An 18734-nucleotide genomic window follows, 5' to 3' on the forward strand; every position below is an offset into this window, starting at 1 on the left:
CCTCGCCCTGGCGAGCCCCGACGACCGGCCGGGAACCCGCCTTCCGCGAGCAGTCGCCTCGCAAGAGACGCGGTGCAGGACGAGTGCTTGCTCACTCCCCCGCTCGCGTGGCCAACACCTTGACCTCGGTCGCGATCTCGCGCCACGCGGAACCCGCACTGGCGAACAGCGAACCGCGGGCATCCAGCACGCGAAGCCCCGTGACCGTGCGTGCGCCCGCGATCGAGACCGCGTCCGCCGGCGGCACCTCGGCCGATGCCGGGCCCGCCACGATCTGCGTCAGCAGAAGCGGTCCTGCCGCGTCGGTCAGGACACCCACGTTCTCGGAGCCGAGCCAGACCAGGCCTCGGGCCTGGCCGTCGATGCGCGTCAGCTGCTTGACGGTCGTCCCGAGCTCGACCGGCACACCGGCGTCATCACGGACCACCGCGGCGACCACGACCCAGTGCTGTCCGCCGACCGTGACCACGGCCGCGACGCGCGCGCCGTCGGCGGATACCCGCAGCGCCGAGATCGACGAGGCGTCCGGCCACGCCTTGGCGATCGCGAGGGGCGCGGCGTCGCTCCCCCACGCCTGAACAGCGGTCGGGGCCGCAGCCGGCACCGTCCAGGTGTATCCGTAGGGGTCGATCGACGGCTCGATCAGACCCGGCGGCGCGTCGAGCTCGTCGATACGCCCCTCCCCGAGCAGGTACACCCGCCCGTCGGCGAGCTGAACGGCCGCGAGCAGCGAGTCCGAGGCGAGATCGATCGCCCGCACCTCCTGCGGAAGGCCGAGGATCTGGGCGGTGATGCCCTCGATGGGCGACACCTCATCGCCGACGATGGTGCCGAACGCGTCAGCGGTCAGCACGACGGCACCCGCATCGGCCGCCTGCTCCGGAAGGTCGACGACACCGGCCTCGAGCGTGCGGCCGTCCACCGAGAACTGCACCTGAGAGATCCGTACACCGGCCTGCTCGAGGGTCTCCTGCAGCTGCGTGCGCATGCGCGCGAGCGTGGTGGGGTCCAGCCGTGCCGCGGCACTGGTCAGCGCGACCTCGGCCACCTGCTGCCTGTCGATCGGCACGGCCTCCTGTGCGAGCTGCACGTCGGCGGGGAAGGCGGTGCGCACGGCCGGCTCGAGCCAGTCGCTGGGAGCACCGCCGACGAGAGCCTGCGTGACCGTGGTGGCGATACTGGCGCGGCGCGGGAACCACCGCGTGTCGGGTACCAGGTGCGTCCAGCTCTGGTCGAAGTACTGCAGCGCGTAGCCGTCGAAGACCTGCGTGAACCGCGCCTTGTCGATCATGATGCCGTCGGGCGCCTGCGCGATGCGCCACTCGCCGTCCTCGTCGCGTTCGAGCGCGAACGGCACACTCGACGCTCCCTGCGACTCCGAGTAGGCGCCCGTGCCGTCGACGCTCGCGATCAGGTCGAACTGCACCTGGACGTCTCCGTCCGTGGCCGTGTCGACCTGATCGTCGGGGACCGACGAGGTGACTGTCCGCGTCGCCACGGTCTCGTCGATGGAGACGCCCGCGGCCGGACGCCACGTCGCCTGGAGCTCGGGGGTGAGGAACTTGCGAGCCGTGCTCCAGTTCTCGGCGGGAGAGATGGCCGCCTCGAGGAACCCCTCGACGATCTCCTGAGGACCGGATCCGGGCGCGGGCCCCGCGGCGATGAAGAGGAAGTCGTTGTCCTCCGGCGCAGCGCCGAGCTCGAGCCCGACGTTCACGTCGCCGCTCATCGGCAGGCCGGCGCAGGCAGACAACACGAGCGCCGTCGCGGCCACGGCGATGCCGCGCAGCATCCGCGACAGGGACCGGTCCTTCATCGTCGTCTCCCGTCGTCGCGCAGATCGGCGGGCAGATCCACCAGCGAGATCGGCTGAGTGGCGTCGGCGAAGTCGACCAGCGGCTCCTGAGGCTCGAGCGCGATGGGACTCGCCCCCTCCGACACGACGCCGTGTCGGGGCAGCGTCAGCACGAAGTTCGTCCCCTCGCCCAGTGCCGACCACACCGCGAGCGTTCCGCCGTGGATGGTGGCATCACCCAGTGCGATCGACAGGCCGAGACCGGTGCCGCCGATCGTCCGCTGCCGCGAGGGGTCGGCGCGCCAGAACCGGTCGAAGACCCGTTCTGCATCACCGGGGGCCATCCCGAGCCCGAAGTCGCGCACACCGGCCGCCACCGCGTGCTGGTTGCTGTCGACGGTGACGACCACGGGCCGTCCTTCCCCGTGCTCGATCGCGTTGCCGATGAGGTTGCGCAGCACCCGCCGCACGCGCCGCGGGTCCATCTCGACGGGAGAGTACCCGCCGGGGGCGACGAGCCGCAGCTCGGTCCCATGGCCGTCCGCCAGCGGGCGCATCTGCTCGATCACGTCTTCCGCGACGTGGGCGAGGCTCGTCTCCTCGAGCTCGAGCTGCACGGATCCCGCGTCGTAGCGGCTGATCTCGAGCAGGTCCGACAGCAGCACATCGAAGCGCTGCACCTGCGCGTGCAACAGCTCCGCCGTCCGCGCCATCGTGGGATCGAAGTCCTCGCGCTGGTCGTTGAGCATGTCGGCCGCCAGGCGGATGGTCGTCAACGGCGTCCTGAGCTCGTGCGAGACGTCGGAGACGAACCGCTGCTGCACCATCGAGAGCTCCCCGAGCTCCTTGATCTGTCCTTCGATGCTGTCGGCCATGGCGTTGAAGGACCGGCCGAGCGTCGCGAGCTCGTCCTCGCCGTGCACCTCGATCCGCACGCCCAGATCCCCCGCCGCCAATCTCGCGCTCGTCTCGGCGGCCTGCACGATCGGCGTCGCGACCGCGCGGAGCACGATCCACGAGATTCCGGCGACGATCGCGACCAGTGCGATCCCCGCGATCCACAGCGTCCGCTGCACGAACAGCAGCGTCTGATCGGCATCGCCGAGCTCATAGGCGAAATAGATGGCGAACGGCCCCGCCTCAGGAACCTGCAGCTGCTGTCCGACGACGATTCCCGGCGCCTCGCGACCGCCGTCCATCGGCAGCCCGACGGACTGCCACGCCTGGCGGTCGTCGAACTCGGCCACCCTGGTCTCGAGACCAGCGCTGAGCTGGTTGCGGCTGAGCCCGTTCGTGAAGCCGTTGAGTGTCGTCGTGCTGGGGTCGATGTCGGCCTCGAGTCGGAAGCCCGCGAGCTGATCCGCACTCGAATTGCGCGCGAGCTGCTCCTGGATGCTGGTCCACAGGTCCTGCAGGGCTGTCGGGTCGTCGCCGATCTCGGCGACATCGAGCGCGTTCTGCGCCTGGTCGATCGCGCGTCGGGCGTCTTCGAGAGCGACGTTCTTCTGCGACACGAACAGGTCGTTCTGGATCACGAGCGCCATGGTGACGCAGGTGACGAAGATCGCCACGGAGGTGGCGGCGAGCGTGATGGTGAGAGTGCGGAACCGCAGCGATCGACGCCACAGGGTCGCGAGGACGGTCGGCCATCCGCGCCAGTCGCGAAGCACCGCGACCGCCGTGGTGGTCGTGCCGGTCACGGCCACGGGTGCCTAGCCGACGCTGCCGGCGCGGTAGCCGACGCCGCGCACCGTCATGACGATCTTCGGGTTGTCGGGATCGAGCTCGACCTTGGCGCGCAGACGCTGCACGTGCACGTTCACCAGACGGGTGTCGGCCTTGTAGTGGTATCCCCACACCTGCTCGAGCAGCATCTCGCGGGAGAACACCTGCTGCGGCTTCGACGCGAGCGCGACGAGCAGCTGGAACTCGAGAGGAGTGAGCGCGATCGGGGTCGCGCCGCGGCGCACCTCGTGCGCATCGACGTCGACGGTCAGGTCGCCCACGCGCAACTGCTCGCTCGTCGCCTGCGGCGCTGGACGCAGGCGGGTGCGGATGCGCGCGACGAGCTCCTTCGGGTTGAAGGGCTTGATCATGTAGTCGTCAGCCCCGACCTCGAGGCCCCGCACCACGTCGGCGGTGTCGCTGCGCGCGGTGAGCATCAGAATCGGCACGCCGGATTCTGCGCGGATGCGCGTGCAGATCTCGATACCGTCCATCCCCGGGAGCATGAGGTCGAGCAGGACGAGATCCGGACGCTGCGCGCGCCACTCGTCGACGGCTCGTGCGCCGTCGGCGCAGAACACCGGCTCGAAGCCTTCGGTGCGCAGCACGATGCCGATCATCTCGGCGAGAGCCGTATCGTCGTCGACCACAAGGATGCGTGAGGTCATAACTGTTACCTTATGGCACTCAGTCCCGGCATCCGCAGGTCTGCGCACCAGCCACAGGGGATATGACACGATGGGAGCGCACGACGGAGGGAATGCCTGTGAGTGGCCAGACGTGGACCCCTGCCCCGAAGAAGGGGATCATCCCCCTTCATCCGCTGACATTCGGGATGCTGCTGGGTAAGGCCTTCGCAGCGCTCCGCCACAATCCCAAGGTTCTGTTCGGCTTCGCCGTCGTGATCCAGCTCATCGTGGTGCTGGCGACCGCCGGGGTGATGGGTGTCGTGCTGTTCACCAGCTTCGCCCGCCTCGAGACCGTGCCCCCCGGGTCTGCGGACTTCGAGGCGGTGCTCGCGGGCACCGTCGCGGTCAACATCGTCGCCGGACTCGCGGTGGGCCTCGCCTCGATCGCGTTCACCGCGATCATGCAGGGCGTGGTGGCAGCCGAGATCGGCTACGCCGCGATCGGTGTCAAGGCGACCCTGAGGATGCTGTGGCGCCGGATGGCTCCCGCATTCTGGCGCCTCGCCGGATTCGCGGCGCTGTCGGTCATCGCGATCTTCGGATTCCTGGCGATCCTGGCCGGGATCATCGCCGCCTTCATCGCGGGCGGGCTGGGCGGGAGCCCCGAGCTGATCGGCCTGCTCGTGGTCGTGGTGATCCTGATCGCCGTGGCCTGCATCCCTCTCGTCGTGTGGCTGTCGACGAAGCTGCTGCTGGTTCCTTCGATCCTGGTGCTCGAGCATGCACGGTTCCGCGAAGCGCTGGTGCGCTCCTGGAGGCTCACCCGCGGCCGGTTCTGGGTCGCATGGGGCGTGACCTTCCTAATCAGCGCCATCATGGGTCTCGCGATGCAGGTCGTCGGCATTCCGGTCTCCCTGTTCAGTTCACTTCTCGGCTCGGTGGTCGCTCCCACCGGCTCCACGGAGCCCACGGCGGCGATCGGATTCGTCTTCGCGCTCATCGCCCCGCAGATTCTCCTGCTGGTCCTGCAGGCGATCACACTCGTGGTGCAGAGCACCGGTGCCGCGCTCGTGTATCTGGACTGCCGGATGCGGTACGAGGGACTCGACCAGGCGCTCATCTCGCATGTGGAACGTCGCGACCTCGGCGCCACCGACGAGCAGCTCGGCGACCCGTACGCGGTCGACCCCACCCGAGCCGTCTCGAGCGCACCGCCGCCGCGTCAGGTTCCGGAGCACATGATGATGTCGCCCGGGTACCCGCAGCCGTACCCGCCGCAGCAGTATCCGACGCAGGGGTATCCAACGCAGCAGTATCCGACGCAGGGGTATCCAACGCAGCAGTATCCGTCGCAGCCCTCCGCCCAGCAGCAGCCGTACGCTCAGCAGCCCCCGTACGCGCAGCCGTACGCGCCGCAGAGAAATGAGACTCCGCCGTCATTCGCCCCTGCCCCGCCAGCGGCCGGTGCGGACGCCCCGCCCCGCCCTGCCGGCGCTGCCCGCGAGAGCTGGGCCGCCCCCGGTTCCTCGGAGGGATCGTCGGGCGGCGACGGCTCGGCATGATGCATCCGTTCGACGACCTGTTCGTACCCGACGGGGACGAAGCTCGGCGTTGGGCGGAGGAGGAACTCTCGAATCCTCGCTACGCCGACGCGAAGCCGACCTGGTTCGACCTGATGGCGCGCGACATCGGAAACTTCATCCGCGACCTGTTCACGTCGGGAAACGGCGCGAGCATCGGCCCGTCTGCACTCATCATCGTGACCGTCGTGATCGCGGCGGCGCTGATTGCGGCGCTCATCATCTGGGGACGGCCGCGCAGTGCCCGTGCGGTGCGTCGGCCCCACGCCGGGCTGCTGGGTGCGAGCGACGACCGATCCGCCGCACAGCTCCGTGCCGACGCCGAGCGGAGCGCACGCGCCGGTGACTGGGACGCCGCGACGATCCTGCGGTTCCGCGCCATCGCGCGCTCGCTCCTCGAACGCGATCTGATCGACCCCGCGCCCGGTGCCACGGCGCAGGCGATCGCCCGCGAGGCGAGTGGCGTGTTCGCGCAGGAGGCGTCCGCCATGCGCACGGCCGCGACGGCATTCGACGATGTCCGCTACCTCGGCCACCCTGCCGATGAGCAGGTCTATCGCGCGATCGCCGCCACGGACGATCGACTCCGCGCTCTCCGCCCCGAGGCGGTGCCCGCATGACTGTCGTCGGCACCGCGCCGGACGCCGCCACACCACCCTCGACCGCGGAGCCGCGGCCGCGCCGCATGCGGACCATCGTGGGCTGGCTCGTCGTCGCTGTCCTCGTCGTGGCCGTCACCGTCGTCGCGATGAGTGTGAGCGCCACCGCACCGGGACGCCACGGCGCTCTCGACCCCGAGGGCAGGAACGACGCCGGCGCGCTCGCCCTGTCCGAGATCCTGCGCGACCGCGGAGTGGAGGTCGACGTCTTCCGATCGCGCGAGGACGCGCGCGCCGCGCTCGACGACGGCACCACGCTGGTGATGGCCGATCCGTACAACCTGTCGGACGAGGGACTCGCCGCGCTCATCGAGCCCGCGGACCGCGTCGTCTTTCTCTCGTCGAGCAGTCGCCTACTCGATGCGCTGGAGATCGGCGAGAGCGCACCGGGAAGCGCGGCGACGGCCCGGCCGGAGTGCCGCGTCCCCGAGTTCGCCCAGGTGGGCACGATCCGGCCCGGCCGCCTGTTCGCTGCGGACGACGGAGTGACGGCATGCTTCGGTGACGCGGCGGGTGCAGCCGTGCTGATCGACGATCGCTCCGACCGCCTGCGGGCCGTCGTCGACGGCTCCAAGCTCTTCACCAATGCGTATCTGGCCGAGAACGGCAACGCCGCCCTCGCGCTCGCGCTGCTCGGACAGACCGAACGCGTCGTCTGGTACGTGCCGAGCTTCGCCGACACCGACATCGAGGGGGAGCAAGCCGACACCCTCGGCTCGCTTACTCCCCCGTGGCTGACGCCCGTGATCCTCCTGCTTCTGCTCTCCGGCGTGTCCGCCGCCCTCTGGCGCGGTCGCCGCTTCGGTCCGCTCGTCGCCGAGACGCTGCCGGTCACCGTCCGTGCCTCCGAGACGATGCACGGCCGGGCTCGACTGACCGCCAAAGCCGGCGACGCGGCCCACGCGGCGGCAGCACTGCGCGATGGATCACGCCGACGCCTCGCACGACGGCTCGGACTCGCGGCCCACGCGAGTGCCGACGAGATCGCCGATGCCGCCGCGGATCGACTGCGAGTGCCGCGCGGCACGCTGCAGGCGCTGCTCGACGGGCCACTCCCCTCCGACGACTCCGGGCTGATCGACCTGGCACGTCGACTGCGCGATCTCGAATCGTCGGTCGCGGCGACCGCACCGCACGCCGGAGGTTCTGCGTGATCCCCACCGACCCACAGTCCACCCATCCCGACGGAAGCCGAGGGCACCCCGTGACCGCTGACACCCATTCCGCAGACGACGCAGCCCTCCGCGAGGCCATGCACCGAGTGCGCGCCGAGGTCGACAAGGCCGTCGTCGGTCAGGCCGGCACCGTGACCGGGCTCCTCGTGTCCTTGCTCGCCCGGGGACATGTGCTGCTCGAGGGGGTGCCCGGCGTCGCGAAGACTCTCGTCGTGCGCTCCTTCGCCCGCGCGCTGGGTCTCGACACGAAACGGGTGCAGTTCACGCCCGACCTCATGCCCGGCGATGTGACCGGCTCGCTCGTGTACGACGCGCGCACCGGGGAGTTCGACTTCCGCGCAGGGCCGGTGTTCACGCACATCCTGCTCGCCGACGAGATCAACCGCACGCCGCCGAAGACGCAGGCCGCGCTGCTGGAGGCCATGGAGGAGCGCCAGGTGTCGGCCGACGGCGTCAGCCGCACGCTCCCCGACCCGTTCCTGGTCGCCGCGACGCAGAACCCGATCGAACACGAAGGAACGTATTCCCTGCCGGAAGCCCAGCTCGACCGCTTCCTGATGAAGCTCGTGGTGGGCATGCCCGAGCGCGACGCCGAGGTCACGGTGCTGCGACGCCACGCGGCGGGATTCTCACCTCGCGAGCTCACCGGCGTCGAGGCGGTGGTCACCGCAGAGGAGATCCGTGCAGCGCAGCAGGCCGTCGGCCGTGTCGAGGTCACCGACGATGTGCTCGGCTACGTGGTCGACCTGGCGCGCGCCACACGCCAGTCGCCCTCGGTCGAGCTCGGCGCGAGCCCCCGCGCTTCGACGGGGCTGCTCGCCGCTGCCAAGGCGTGGGCCTGGCTGAACGCCTCATCGGCCGTGACGCCCGATCACGTGCAGACGATGCTCGTGCCCGTGTGGCGGCACCGGCTGCAGCTGCGACCGGATGCGCAGATGGAGGGTGTCTCGGCCGATGCCGTGCTGACCTCGGTGGTGCAGCAGACCCGGGTGCCGATCTAGGTGTTCGTCACCGGTCGTCTCGCCGTCGCCGTCCTCGTCGGTGTCATCCCGCTGATCCTCGCCGGACTGGCGGGGTATCCGTCGTACGCCGTGCTCGGCGCCTGGGTCGCACTCTGCGTGCTGATCGTCGCGCTCGACACCGCTCTCGCGGCGAACCCCCGGAGCGTGACCGTGACGCGTCGGGTGCCTGCGCGCGCGCGGCTCGGTGAGCCCGTCCCGGTGAGCGTGGCCGTGCACAATCACGGCTCTCGCACGCTCGTGGCCGTGCTGCGCGATGCCTGGCAGCCGACGGCGGGAGCGAGCTCGGAACGACAGCGACTGCGGATCCCGGCGGGAGAGCGCGGTCGGGTGGCGATCCCGCTCCTCCCCCGACGACGTGGCGAGCTGGTCAGCGAGTTCGTGATGATCCGATCTCTCGGTCCGATGGGAGTGGCCGGACGGCAGGCCCGACACAGCGTGCGAGGGGTCATCCGCGTGCTGCCCGCGTTCTCGTCACGCAAGCACCTGCCGTCGCGGCTGGCACGCCTGCGCGAACTCGACGGCAACACCAGCATCCAGGTCCGCGGTCAGGGCACCGAGTTCGACTCGCTCCGCGAATACGTGCGGGGCGACGATGTGCGCTCGATCGACTGGCGTGCCACCGCGCGCGCCGACACGACGATGCTGCGCACTTGGCGGCCCGAGCGCGACCGCCACGTCGTCATCATCATCGACACGGGGCGCACCGCGGCGGCACGCGTCGGCGACGGCACTCGCGTGGACGCGGCGCTCGAGGCCGCTCTGCTGCTCGCCGCGCTCGCCTCTCGCGCCGGCGACCACGTGCACCTGCTGATGTACGACCGCGTCGTGCGGGCGCGCGTGACCGGCATCGACGGCACCGCGCTGCTCCCGGCTCTCACCGACGCCATGGCTCCGGTGCACGCCCGCCTGGTCGACACCGACTGGCACGGCGCTTTCGCGGCGGTCCGCACGCTGACCAACCGGCCGTCCCTGATCGTCGTTCTCACCGCGCAGGATGCAGCGGAATCCGCCCGCGGGTTCCTCGGTGCCTTCCCCGACGCCTCGCGCGCCACCACGGTGCTCGTCGGCTCTGTGACCGACGACGACGTCGAGGAGCTCGCCCAGCAGCGAAGCTCGCGCGAGGAGGTGTACCTCGCCGCGGCCGCCGAACGCACCCTGCGGGATGCCGAGAACGTCGCCGACGCCATCCGTCGCGCCGGCGGCGAGGCCATCGCCGCCGACCCCGAAGATCTGCCCCCGCGGATCGCCGACCGCTATCTGGAGCTCAAGGCCGCCGGACGCCTCTGATCTCGGTGCGGACCGGGGGATTGATCACCCGCTGATCAGTCGCGGCGTGCCGGCCTCGTACTCGACGAGGTCTCCGGTCTCCCCGCGCCGGTGGGCGCGTCCGCCGATGACGACCATGTAGATCAGGAAGACGGCCAGGGCGGCGGCTCCGATGCCGATCTTCACGGGCCACGGAAGCGCCCATCCCGTGACGAAGCCCTCCACCAGCCCGGCGAGGAACAGCGCGAAGACGAGTCCCATCGCGACCGTGGCCAGAGCGCGCCCCTCGGCGGCGAGCGACTCACCGCGGGTGCGGTGCCCCGGCGCGACCCAGGCCCAGAACACGCGCAGACCCGCGGCGGCGGCCACGAAGATGCACGTCATCTCCAACATGCCGTGCGGAAGGATGTAGAGCACCATCAGGTCGGCCTTGTCGTAGGCGGCCATCACCGCACCCGACGTCCCGAGGCCCACCGCATTCTGCACGAGCATGTAGACCGGCCAGATGCCGGTGACCCCGAACAGCACGCACTGCATGGCGATCCAGGCGTTGTTCGTCCACACCATGCCCATGAACACGGCGGCCGGGTTCTCGGTGTAGTACCCCACGAAGCTCTCGTCGGCATACTGCTCGAGAGCGCTCGGCGGACCCAGCGTCGCGATCAGGGCGGGGTCGTTCGAGATCCACGCCGCGGTTCCCACCACGACGGCGATGAACGAGACGGCGATGATGAGGGTGAGCCAACGCAGCCGGTACAACGCCGCCGGCAGCTGACGCGCGAAGAAGCGGGTGGTCTGGGTGACGATGTTGTCCGAGGCGCCCGTCAGACGCAGCCGTGCCCGCACCAGGATCGTCGACAGATAGGCGCCCTGCGGTGAGTCGCCCACCGAGGTCTTGAGCTCGGCAAGGTCGGCCGAGGCCGCGCGGTACCGCACGATCAGTTCGTCGACGCCCTCGCCGTCGAGACGCGCTCGACTGAGCTCCTCGAGCCGCTGCCACTCGGCGCGGCGTGCATCGGTCAGCGCGTCAGCATCCACCTGATTTACTGTACTCATGTCCACGCCGATCGATGCCTCGGATGAGGTGCTCTCCGGAGAAGCGGTGGCCATCGACGTGCAGCCGGTGGGCTTTCTGCTGCGGGCGCTGGGCGCCCTGATCGACATGCTGCTCGGCTTCGCCGTGTTCATCTTGTGGATTTTCGTACGCATCTGGCTGCTCGACGCGGGTGTGCTCGACGAGGCGACCGATCGGATCGCCGTCGTCTCGGCATTCGTGGTGAGCTTCGTGGTGCTCCCCATCACGATGGAGGTGGCGCTCAAGGGCCGCAGTCTCGGCAAGCTCGCCGTCGGCGGACGCATCGTGCGCATCGACGGAGGCGCGGCAGGCTTCCGTCATGCGTTCATCCGCGCGCTGCTCGGAGTCCTCGAGATCTACATGACCTTCGGCGGTCTGGCTGTTCTCACCGGAGCGTTCACCGCCCGTTCGCAGCGTCTCGGTGACCTGGTGGCCGGCACGTACAGCCAGCGGGTGCGCACTCCGCAGCTCGTCGCGCACGCGCCGGTGCTGCCTGCCGGCCTCAATGGATGGGCGCAGATCGCCGACGTCGCACGAATGCCGGATCGCCTCGCACGCCGCATCTCGCAGTTCCTGCAGAGTGCTCCGCGCATGGTTCCTGCCGCACGAGCCCGGGTCGCCCACGACCTGCTCGGCGAGGCCGCACCCTACGTGTCGCCGATGCCCGCGGCCCCCGCGGAGGAGGTTCTGGTCGCGATCACCGTGCTGCGGCGCGAGCGCGAGCGCCGCGCCCTCGAGAACGCGGATCGTCGCGCCGAGAAGCTCACCGGACGCCGCGTCGGCGTCTGACTGCCGCTCGGGCGCCCTCCGCGTCGGGAATCGGGTCAGGCGCGGAGCGCCTCGTGCCGCACGACGAGCCATCCCGCGGGCACCGAGAGACGATCCGCATGCGGTGCACACAGGTCGTGGGCGTGCGGGTGGTGCGCCAGCCCCAGGGGTCCGAGCGCGGCCATCTGGTCACCGTAGTCGTAGGTGAGGGTCGCCACGGCTTCGCGCGCGCAGGCCACCTTCGAGCAGAGTCGTCCGTCCATCTCCGTCAGAGTACGACCCTCGACGAGGGCGACGGGGTTGCCGCGCCGCGATGCGACAGAGCACCGCCTAGACTTTCAGACATGCCTCGTCGCCGCAGTGCATCCGCACCTCCCGCTCCGCGGCGAGGCGCTCGTCACGGACGCCACGGACGACTCGGGCGCAGCGAGGTCGTCCGCCCGCCGCTCGCGCCGCTCGACGGGCGGCTGGATCGCTTCGACCTCACCGTCGGCACAGCCGTGGAGTTCCTGCGCGGCACCTGGCCGGAGCTGCAGGAGGTCCGGTTCGAGATCGGCTCCATGCCCTCATTCGACGCGGTCGACGAAGTCCCCCGGTGGTATCTGGATCGCGCTCACGCGCGAATCGTGCTGTTCCGACTGCCGATCGAACGGCTGCTTCCGCCCGGGCATGACGACTCGGCGCACCGGCGGATGGCCATCGAGAGCGCCGTGTTCCGCGCTGCCGCCGAATACGTGGGTCGCGAGCCCTGGGACCTCGGGCACGACCACTGATCTCCTGTCGTCACAGAGACGCCGCGGCCGGGGCCCGTCAGGGGTAGACGCGGATGCTCTGCGCCGCGCCGGGGCTGGGCTGCACCGGCCATGCAGCGAGTGCACCCGCTGACGCCATGGTGACGGCGGAGTGCACGGTCCCGCTCGTCTGCAGCAGGTACGTCGTCTGCGCGGTCACGTCGACCTCCACCGAGCTGCCGGCACCCACCGTGACCTGCTGAGGCTCGCCCCGACCCTCGTCGGGGGTCACCGTGACCGTCGCATCGACGTCTGTCGTGTTCATGAGGTGCAGCTGGGCCTCGGGCCCGGCCGGGACGGCGACCAGGGCGTCCTCATCGATCTCGGGGGCGGGAGTCACCCACGCGAAGTCGGTTCCGGCGCCGAGGCCGTCCTGCTGACGCACGGCCGAGAGCACCGGGGCGCCCGCGTCGATCTCGAGCGTGTACGACCCGGGGGCCACTCCGCTCAACGACACATCGGCCGGTAGACCGGCAGTCAGCGCCACCGCGAACTCCGTGGCGACAGCCGTCGAGCCTGCAGCGCGAACGATCACGCGTGCCTCTGCGGTGTCCTGCGGGGCCAGCAGACGCAGCACCGTCATGTCGGCGTCGTCGCCGTCGCCGCCGAAGACCTGCACGCCCGCGATGACCGGGTTCTGCTGGGGACCCGCGACCGCATCCTGCAGGTCGACACCGGCCGCGTCGAGCGTCAGCACCCGCGACGACTGCAGAGCCGCGCGCACGGGTGCTCCGTCGGATTCGACGTGCACGACGGGCGCAGTGTTGCCGGCGGCGACCGACGCGAGCGAGGTCGAGACCTGCGTCCGAGCGGGTACGAGAACGGTGCGCGTGCTGCGGCTCTCGCCGAAGACCGACAGGGTGACGGTCGCGGTCACCTCGGCGGCGTTGGTGAGCACCACGATGTCGGAGGTGCCCGTCGCGACGCTGCCGCCGACGAGCCACGACTCCAGACGCGGCGTGCCGCACGGCAGCGCGGCGAATCCGGTGAGGTCGTCCGACGTCACCGCGATCGACTCGGTGGCCGTGATCAGCGGCGCCGTGCGTCCGGACACCGCGCCGGTCAGCACCGACGCGTCCTGCGCGTCGACGACCTCGGAGACGCGGATGGGCGCCGACGTCGGCTCGTCTGTGGTCGACCCGGTCGTGACCGCCGGGGACCCCGCCGTGCGCATCGCGAGCGGGTCGGAGGAGTTCCGACCGATGGCCCGGAGATCTCCGTTGCAGACGAGGGTGCTGTCGCCCGCCAGCGGAGTGACATCGACGTGCGCCGGGGTCTGGGCGAGAGTCGGCCACGGGGCGTGGATGCCGGCGACCACTCCCGCGACGCAGGCTGCTGCCACCACCGCACCGACGACCAGCCGGGCGCCCGTCGCCACGACGTGGACGTTGCGGGTGGCGTTCATCGCTTCTCCTCGGTGTCAGTGTCCGTGTCCGTGCTCGGCTCGACATCGGCAGCCTCGTCATCCGCGGGGGCCGACGAATCGACGTCTGCGGGATCCTCCTCCGCCGGTCGATTCGTCTCGTCGGGCACGGGATCCGCGATGGGCTCGGCGGCAGCGGTCGTGTCCGCGTCGTCCTCGCGGTCGTCCTCGCGGTCGTCCTCGCGGTCGTCCGGATCACGGTCCTCGGCTCGGCGCGGGAGCACCAGCAGCTCTTCGGGAACCTGTCCGACGATGCGCGACCGCGAGCGCGCGGCTCGGCGCGAGGCCCGAGTGGGGACCGACAGCAGCAGCGCGGCGAAGACGACCAGCAGCTGCAGGGTGATCACGAGCCGCGCCGACCCCGTCTGCGCGCTCGTCAGAGCGGTGCGGTCAGCGACGTCGCCTTCCACCTGCCAGAGCACGCCACGGTCGGTGCTGCCCGCGTGAACGAAGCCGGCACGCTGATCGATCGACGCGATGGCCGTGGTTCGCAGCGCGCGGGCCTTGTCGCCCTCGCCAGAGCTCTGTTCCGCCAGAAGAACGTACGAGATGCCGTGTGCCGCCAGCTCACCCGGCGCATCGAAGACCCGCGCTGAGAGCAGATCGACCGACAGCGCGGCGATGTCGGTCCCCTGCGGCTCGGTCGCGGTCGACAGCAGGGTCGTCTGGGCGCCCAGCGTCTCGCTCGCGCCCCAGACCACGTCTGTTGCCAGCCCGCCGTCGTTCTGGGGCGTGAGCACGAGGGTGCCCAGATCTCGATCGGCCGACGCCTGCGCGGCGACATAGGCAGGGAGGGTCGATTCGGGGCCATTGCGCAGCAGCGATCCGCCGAGGTGCAGCGCGGTCAGCGACGGAACCGCCACGACCACGAGGGCGAGAGCGGCGACGGAGGTGGCGATGACCCGCATCCGCGGAAGCGTCACCGCCGTGTCGAGGGTCACCACGGCAGCACCCACGACACCGACCCACGCGAGGCTGAGGCCGGCGCCGGGCCAGATCGGCACGGGCTGTCCCTGCGCGAAGCTGACCGTGATGCCGACGGCGAGGAACGCGGTCGCCAGTCCGGCGAGGGCGACCACGAGCAGCGTGATACCGGCCCGCCACCGGGGTGCGATCGCCGACGCCAGCGCCAGGAGCGCGAGAGGGGCGCACAGCACCGCGACCCATGGTCCCAGCGGCACCGCGTCGACCATCATCCAGCGGGCCAGATCCGTCGTGGGGAATCCCGTGGCGAGCGCGAGCCTGCCGGCCGCATCGGCTCCTGCCTGTGACCCGGCCCAGATCAGACCCGGGTCGCCGAGGAGTGCGAGCGGGGTGCCGTGCACCAGCTGCCACTGGACCAGCGGAGCGAACATCGCCACAGCGGGGATCGGAAGCCACAGCAGGCGACCCGCGCCGCGGAACTGCGCGGTGCCGAGCGTGATCGCCAACGCCACCAGCCACAGCAGCACGAGGGCGGGCACCGCCGACGGCGCGCACGCAGCGACGGCGGCGAAGAGCAGGGATGCCGCGCCGGCCGCTCCCCAGGAGCGGTGGGCCACCGCGGCCGCGTGGAACAGCCACGGCAGCAGGAGGTGCAGCAGCACGGCGGCCGGTCGGCCCTCGATCAAGGCAGTCAGGAACGTCGGTGCGAGCGCCCAGGCGACCCCGGCGAAGATGCGGAGGCCTGCGCGGTCCGTCACGCGTGTCGCAGCGAACCATCCGGCGAGCACGGCCAACGGCAGAGCCAGGACCCACAGGAGAACGAGCGCGAACGAGGGGGCACCCGGCCAGAGACTGCCCAGCACCGCCACCACGGCGGCGAACGGATCAGCAGGCCCGACCACGTCGACGCCCACGCCGCGCAGTCCCCATCCAGCGTCGGCCCAGAGAGCTGACACCGTCTCGCGCAGAGGCAGGAGCCCACCGCCGCCGAGTGCCGGCCAGGCCAGCAGGGTGGTGAACGAGGCGACGCTGACGACGAGGGCACCCAGGACGGCCCAGGCTCCCCCACCCGAGAAGAAGTGCAGTTCACTCACCGCACCGCCTTCGCTGCCGTGTCCGTCGTCGAGCCGACGACGCATGTCGGAGGCGGTGACCCGGAGCGGCGTGATGCTCGCCCACGACGACGTGCGGAACGCGCGGATGCTGCGACGAGAGCGAGCGATCGCCCCAGGGCGGACCATCGCGGTCAGCGCGGCGCCGAGTTCCGGAAGAACGGCCTCGGGGCGTTTGCCGATCAGATGCGTGATCGAGCGCCACAGCGCGAGCGGGATGAGCGAGAGCCAGTGCAGGAGCACGACGGCGGCGGGTGCGTAGGCGAGCCGGCGGTGCAGCTGGGCGAGCCGCGTGACGAACGCGCGCCGTGTTCCTCCCGTGGGGAGGGCCGCCGGGCCGTCGGGGGTGACCGTGACCCGCGCATCCGGGGCGAGGACGACGCGTCCGCCCCCCAGGCGCGCACGCACGCCGAGGTCGAGACCTTCATCGGCTCCGGCGAGCGCCGGGTCGGGGCGAAGCGCGTCGCGCACCTCGCTGCGGATCAGGATTCCGCGGACGTCGGATCCGAGCACATCGTCGCGTCCGTCGTGCTGCCCCTGGTCGAGTTCCCCGGCTGCCAGCTCCACCGAGCGGCCGAGCGCGGTCATGCTCACACCGAGCGAGACGATCTCGCGGTCGTTGTCCGACGAGACGAGCTTGGGCGCACTGATGGCCGCCGACGGCGAGCGCTCGAGGGTTCCGCTGAGACGCTCGAGCGCGCGCGGGTGCGGTGCCGTGTCATGCGCGAGCAGCCACACCGCCGATCCCTCGGCCACGCGCGGACGGGCGAGCTCGACGGCCTCTGCGAACGATGTCGTGGAGCGCGCCTCGATGATCCCCTCGACCGTGCGGGCGACGGAGTCGCTCTCGCGCGCCGACGAGGCGTCGCCGCACATCACGAGGGTGACCGCGGCGGGCGGGGTGGTCTGGGAACGCAGTGCTTCCAGGGTGCGGAGCAGCTGGGCGCGGGCCGATGATCCGGGGCGCGCGACGATGATGGCGTGAACTCGGGCTGGCATGACGTGGTCAGCCTAAGCGTGCGATGCGATCGGCACCGGCAGGCGCACGGCGCGCCCACCAAGCTCTGAGAACGAGGATGAGCCGGTCAGACCAGGGTGCGGGCGTTCAGCTCGCGCGGCGCTTGAGCTTGCGGCGCTCGCGTTCGGAGAGGCCACCCCAGATGCCGAAGCGCTCGTCGTTGTTGAGCGCGTACTCGAGGCATTCTCCACGGACATCACACGTGGTGCAGATCCGCTTGGCATCGCGGGTCGATCCGCCCTTCTCGGGGAAGAAGGCTTCGGGGTCGGTCTGCGAGCACAGTGCATCGCTCTGCCAGGCGAGAGCGTTGTCGTCGTCGCCGCTCGGCTTCCGGACCCCGGGAACGCCGAGGTTGATCGGGTCGACGAACCAGTTCTCCGGTACGTCGGAACGGTATCCCGTCATGTCGATCTCCAACCCTGTCTGCGCCCCCCCGTGGGCTTCTGCTTCACTAATTACACCCGTGTCATTCGCTCCGGTCAAGTCGCGGATCGTAAACCCTCAACGGCGTCTTGAATGTTCTTGAGCGTCTGCGGCGTGTCGCGTCCGGGCGTGTCGCGGCGACACGCCCGGACGACCGTCACGAGAGGGGTCAGCGCCCTGGCGTCGCGACGAAAGCTTCGCCCGAGCCGGTCAGGCGAAGCAGACGCTCGTCGGCCGACGCGAATGCCGCAGCGCCCACAGCGACCTCCTGCGCCTCGCCCTCGGCCGTCTGCACCTGGACCGTCCCGGCCGTCACCAGGACCATCGACGGACCGGAGACCTCGACCTCCACCGGCGCGCCGGTCAGGGTGACGCGCTGCAGGGCGAAGTCGGGAACGGGAGCCGGGTACACGGTGATCGCCTCGTCACCTGCGGGGCGCATCACGGGAACCTCGCTCGGCGTCGCGTCGAGGATCGAGAGGAGCTCGGGCACATCGATGCGCTTGGGAGTGAGACCGCCGCGCAGCACGTTATCGCTCGCCGCCATGATCTCGACGCCCAAGCCCTCCAGGTACGCGTGCAGCAGTCCGGCACGCAGGAAGATCGCTTCACCCCGGCGCAGAGTGACGTGGTTCATCAGCAGCGCGACCACGACACCCGGATCCCCGGGGTACGTCCGGGCGATGCCGGCGACCGCGTCGAGAGTGGCACCCCACTCCCCCGCGGCACCGCGAGCGGCGGCATCCGCGACCGCGTCGATGATCCCGTTTACCGCGCCCTGCGCTCCGCCGCCGAGGAGCCATCCGATGGTGTCGCGGAGCACCTCCCCTTCACCCTCCAACCGTGCGCGCAGCTCGGCGATGGCGGCACCGTCGCCGAGCTGGTCGAGCAGCGCGAGCGTGCGATCGACCGGCCGCAGTCCGCTCAGCGATTGGAAGGTGTCGCTCAGCGCCACGATCAGCTCGGGCTTGTGGTTGTCGTCCCGGTAGTTGCGCGTCGGGTCGTCGGCGGGCTTCCCACTCTCACGGGCCCACCCGTCCTGCGCCTGGGCGATCGTGGGGTGCACCTGGATCGAGAGGGGCTGCGCGGCCGCCAGCAGCTTCAGCAGATACGGCAGCGACCCGCCCGTGACCTGATCGAGCGTGCCACCGTCGACGAGGTCTGCGGGGTCGCCGGGGTGATCCCCGAACCAGACCTCCGCCTCGGGTGCGCCCGATGCAGCGCGCCCCTCCAGATCGGCCAACAGCGAGGTCGAGCCCCAGGCGTAGTCGCGGGGAGTGTTCGTGATACTCAGCAGCATGCCCCCAGCGTAGAGCCGGGCGATGTTCTTCAGCGACGCCGTGGGCGGG

At 70.7% G+C, this 18734-nt stretch carries 16 protein-coding genes; 7 read left to right on the forward strand and 9 right to left on the reverse strand.

Annotated elements, in window-relative coordinates; all coding sequences use genetic code 11:
* Positions 1-91: 91 nt before the first annotated feature.
* Genes AC2D10_RS04670 through mtrA form a run of 3 tightly spaced genes read right to left on the reverse strand, consistent with a single transcriptional unit; the run spans position 92 to position 4188 of the window.
* A complete protein-coding gene (locus AC2D10_RS04670) occupies positions 92-1816 on the reverse strand; it encodes an LpqB family beta-propeller domain-containing protein (protein ID WP_484710768.1) in 1725 nt (574 codons plus the stop codon).
* Positions 1813-3501 carry an MtrAB system histidine kinase MtrB gene (mtrB, locus tag AC2D10_RS04675; RefSeq protein WP_484710769.1) on the reverse strand — a complete coding sequence of 563 codons (1689 nt, stop codon included), beginning with the start codon at positions 3499-3501 and terminating at the stop codon, positions 1813-1815. Before mtrB ends, AC2D10_RS04670 begins: the two co-directional genes overlap by 4 nt.
* A 6-nt stretch (positions 3502-3507) precedes the next feature.
* Positions 3508-4188, reverse strand: a complete 681-nt coding sequence (gene mtrA, locus AC2D10_RS04680) for an MtrAB system response regulator MtrA (RefSeq protein ID WP_484710770.1) — start codon at positions 4186-4188, stop codon at positions 3508-3510.
* Positions 4189-4286: 98 nt separating this feature from the next.
* On the opposite strand from mtrA, the gene AC2D10_RS04685 reads away from it, so the two are divergent.
* The 5 genes from AC2D10_RS04685 (at position 4287) to AC2D10_RS04705 (ending at position 9872) form a co-directional block, all read left to right on the forward strand.
* Complete coding sequence (locus AC2D10_RS04685; RefSeq protein WP_484710771.1) at positions 4287-5711, forward strand: glycerophosphoryl diester phosphodiesterase membrane domain-containing protein; 1425 nt, start codon at positions 4287-4289, stop codon at positions 5709-5711.
* Positions 5708-6349: a DUF4129 domain-containing protein gene (locus AC2D10_RS04690; protein ID WP_484710772.1), complete on the forward strand. Its 642-nt coding sequence runs from the start codon at positions 5708-5710 to the stop codon at positions 6347-6349. The genes AC2D10_RS04685 and AC2D10_RS04690 overlap by 4 nt, the downstream gene beginning before the upstream one ends.
* Complete coding sequence (locus AC2D10_RS04695; RefSeq protein ID WP_484710773.1) at positions 6346-7542, forward strand: DUF4350 domain-containing protein; 1197 nt, start codon at positions 6346-6348, stop codon at positions 7540-7542. Before AC2D10_RS04690 ends, AC2D10_RS04695 begins: the two co-directional genes overlap by 4 nt.
* Positions 7543-7640: 98 nt before the next feature.
* A complete protein-coding gene (locus AC2D10_RS04700; protein WP_484711804.1) occupies positions 7641-8564 on the forward strand; it encodes an AAA family ATPase in 924 nt (307 codons plus the stop codon).
* Entirely contained in the window at positions 8565-9872 is a 1308-nt protein-coding gene (locus AC2D10_RS04705; protein ID WP_484710774.1) for a DUF58 domain-containing protein, read from the forward strand.
* Between the two features lie 24 nt (positions 9873-9896).
* Here AC2D10_RS04705 and AC2D10_RS04710 read toward each other — a convergent pair whose 3' ends face one another.
* Positions 9897-10889: a stage II sporulation protein M gene (locus tag AC2D10_RS04710; RefSeq protein ID WP_484711805.1), complete on the reverse strand. Its 993-nt coding sequence runs from the start codon at positions 10887-10889 to the stop codon at positions 9897-9899.
* Positions 10890-10905: 16 nt separating this feature from the next.
* Between AC2D10_RS04710 and AC2D10_RS04715 the strand changes: the two genes are divergently transcribed.
* Positions 10906-11715, forward strand: a complete 810-nt coding sequence (locus tag AC2D10_RS04715) for an RDD family protein (protein WP_484710775.1) — start codon at positions 10906-10908, stop codon at positions 11713-11715.
* A 35-nt stretch (positions 11716-11750) separates the two neighbouring features.
* Here AC2D10_RS04715 and AC2D10_RS04720 read toward each other — a convergent pair whose 3' ends face one another.
* A complete protein-coding gene (locus tag AC2D10_RS04720) occupies positions 11751-11957 on the reverse strand; it encodes a DUF3499 family protein (protein ID WP_484710776.1) in 207 nt (68 codons plus the stop codon).
* 81 nt (positions 11958-12038) lie between these two features.
* On the opposite strand from AC2D10_RS04720, the gene AC2D10_RS04725 reads away from it, so the two are divergent.
* Complete coding sequence (locus AC2D10_RS04725; RefSeq protein ID WP_484710777.1) at positions 12039-12467, forward strand: hypothetical protein; 429 nt, start codon at positions 12039-12041, stop codon at positions 12465-12467.
* 37 nt (positions 12468-12504) lie between these two features.
* On the opposite strand, the gene AC2D10_RS04730 is transcribed toward AC2D10_RS04725, so the two are convergent.
* The 4 genes from AC2D10_RS04730 to manA all read right to left on the reverse strand — a co-directional run bounded on the left by AC2D10_RS04730 (position 12505) and on the right by manA (position 18685).
* A complete protein-coding gene (locus AC2D10_RS04730) occupies positions 12505-13890 on the reverse strand; it encodes a DUF5719 family protein (RefSeq protein ID WP_484710778.1) in 1386 nt (461 codons plus the stop codon).
* Positions 13887-16943 carry a glycosyltransferase family 2 protein gene (locus tag AC2D10_RS04735; protein WP_484710779.1) on the reverse strand — a complete coding sequence of 1019 codons (3057 nt, stop codon included), beginning with the start codon at positions 16941-16943 and terminating at the stop codon, positions 13887-13889. The genes AC2D10_RS04730 and AC2D10_RS04735 overlap by 4 nt, the downstream gene beginning before the upstream one ends.
* Positions 16944-17049: 106 nt before the next feature.
* On the reverse strand, positions 17050-17367 hold the full coding sequence (locus tag AC2D10_RS04740) for a WhiB family transcriptional regulator (protein ID WP_082071713.1): 318 nt from the start codon (positions 17365-17367) through the stop codon (positions 17050-17052).
* 187 nt (positions 17368-17554) lie between these two features.
* A complete protein-coding gene (manA, locus tag AC2D10_RS04745) occupies positions 17555-18685 on the reverse strand; it encodes a mannose-6-phosphate isomerase, class I (protein WP_484710780.1) in 1131 nt (376 codons plus the stop codon).
* Positions 18686-18734 lie beyond the last annotated feature (49 nt).

This window comes from Microbacterium sp. PI-SA-G (genome assembly GCF_057215335.1).

What these genes read in the sequence shown, in the direction of transcription:
- AC2D10_RS04670 (WP_484710768.1), bottom strand. Translation starts at nt 1,816, where the DNA reads ATGAAGGACCGGTCCCTGTCGCGGATGCTGCGCGGCATCGCCGTGGCC.
- mtrA (WP_484710770.1), bottom strand. Translation starts at nt 4,188, where the DNA reads ATGACCTCACGCATCCTTGTGGTCGACGACGATACGGCTCTCGCCGAG.
- AC2D10_RS04690 (WP_484710772.1), top strand. Translation starts at nt 5,708, where the DNA reads ATGATGCATCCGTTCGACGACCTGTTCGTACCCGACGGGGACGAAGCT.
- AC2D10_RS04695 (WP_484710773.1), top strand. Translation starts at nt 6,346, where the DNA reads ATGACTGTCGTCGGCACCGCGCCGGACGCCGCCACACCACCCTCGACC.
- AC2D10_RS04700 (WP_484711804.1), top strand. Translation starts at nt 7,641, where the DNA reads ATGCACCGAGTGCGCGCCGAGGTCGACAAGGCCGTCGTCGGTCAGGCC.
- AC2D10_RS04715 (WP_484710775.1), top strand. Translation starts at nt 10,906, where the DNA reads ATGTCCACGCCGATCGATGCCTCGGATGAGGTGCTCTCCGGAGAAGCG.
- AC2D10_RS04720 (WP_484710776.1), bottom strand. Translation starts at nt 11,957, where the DNA reads ATGGACGGACGACTCTGCTCGAAGGTGGCCTGCGCGCGCGAAGCCGTG.
- AC2D10_RS04725 (WP_484710777.1), top strand. Translation starts at nt 12,039, where the DNA reads ATGCCTCGTCGCCGCAGTGCATCCGCACCTCCCGCTCCGCGGCGAGGC.
- AC2D10_RS04730 (WP_484710778.1), bottom strand. Translation starts at nt 13,890, where the DNA reads ATGAACGCCACCCGCAACGTCCACGTCGTGGCGACGGGCGCCCGGCTG.
- AC2D10_RS04735 (WP_484710779.1), bottom strand. Translation starts at nt 16,943, where the DNA reads ATGCCAGCCCGAGTTCACGCCATCATCGTCGCGCGCCCCGGATCATCG.
- AC2D10_RS04740 (WP_082071713.1), bottom strand. Translation starts at nt 17,367, where the DNA reads ATGACGGGATACCGTTCCGACGTACCGGAGAACTGGTTCGTCGACCCG.
- manA (WP_484710780.1), bottom strand. Translation starts at nt 18,685, where the DNA reads ATGCTGCTGAGTATCACGAACACTCCCCGCGACTACGCCTGGGGCTCG.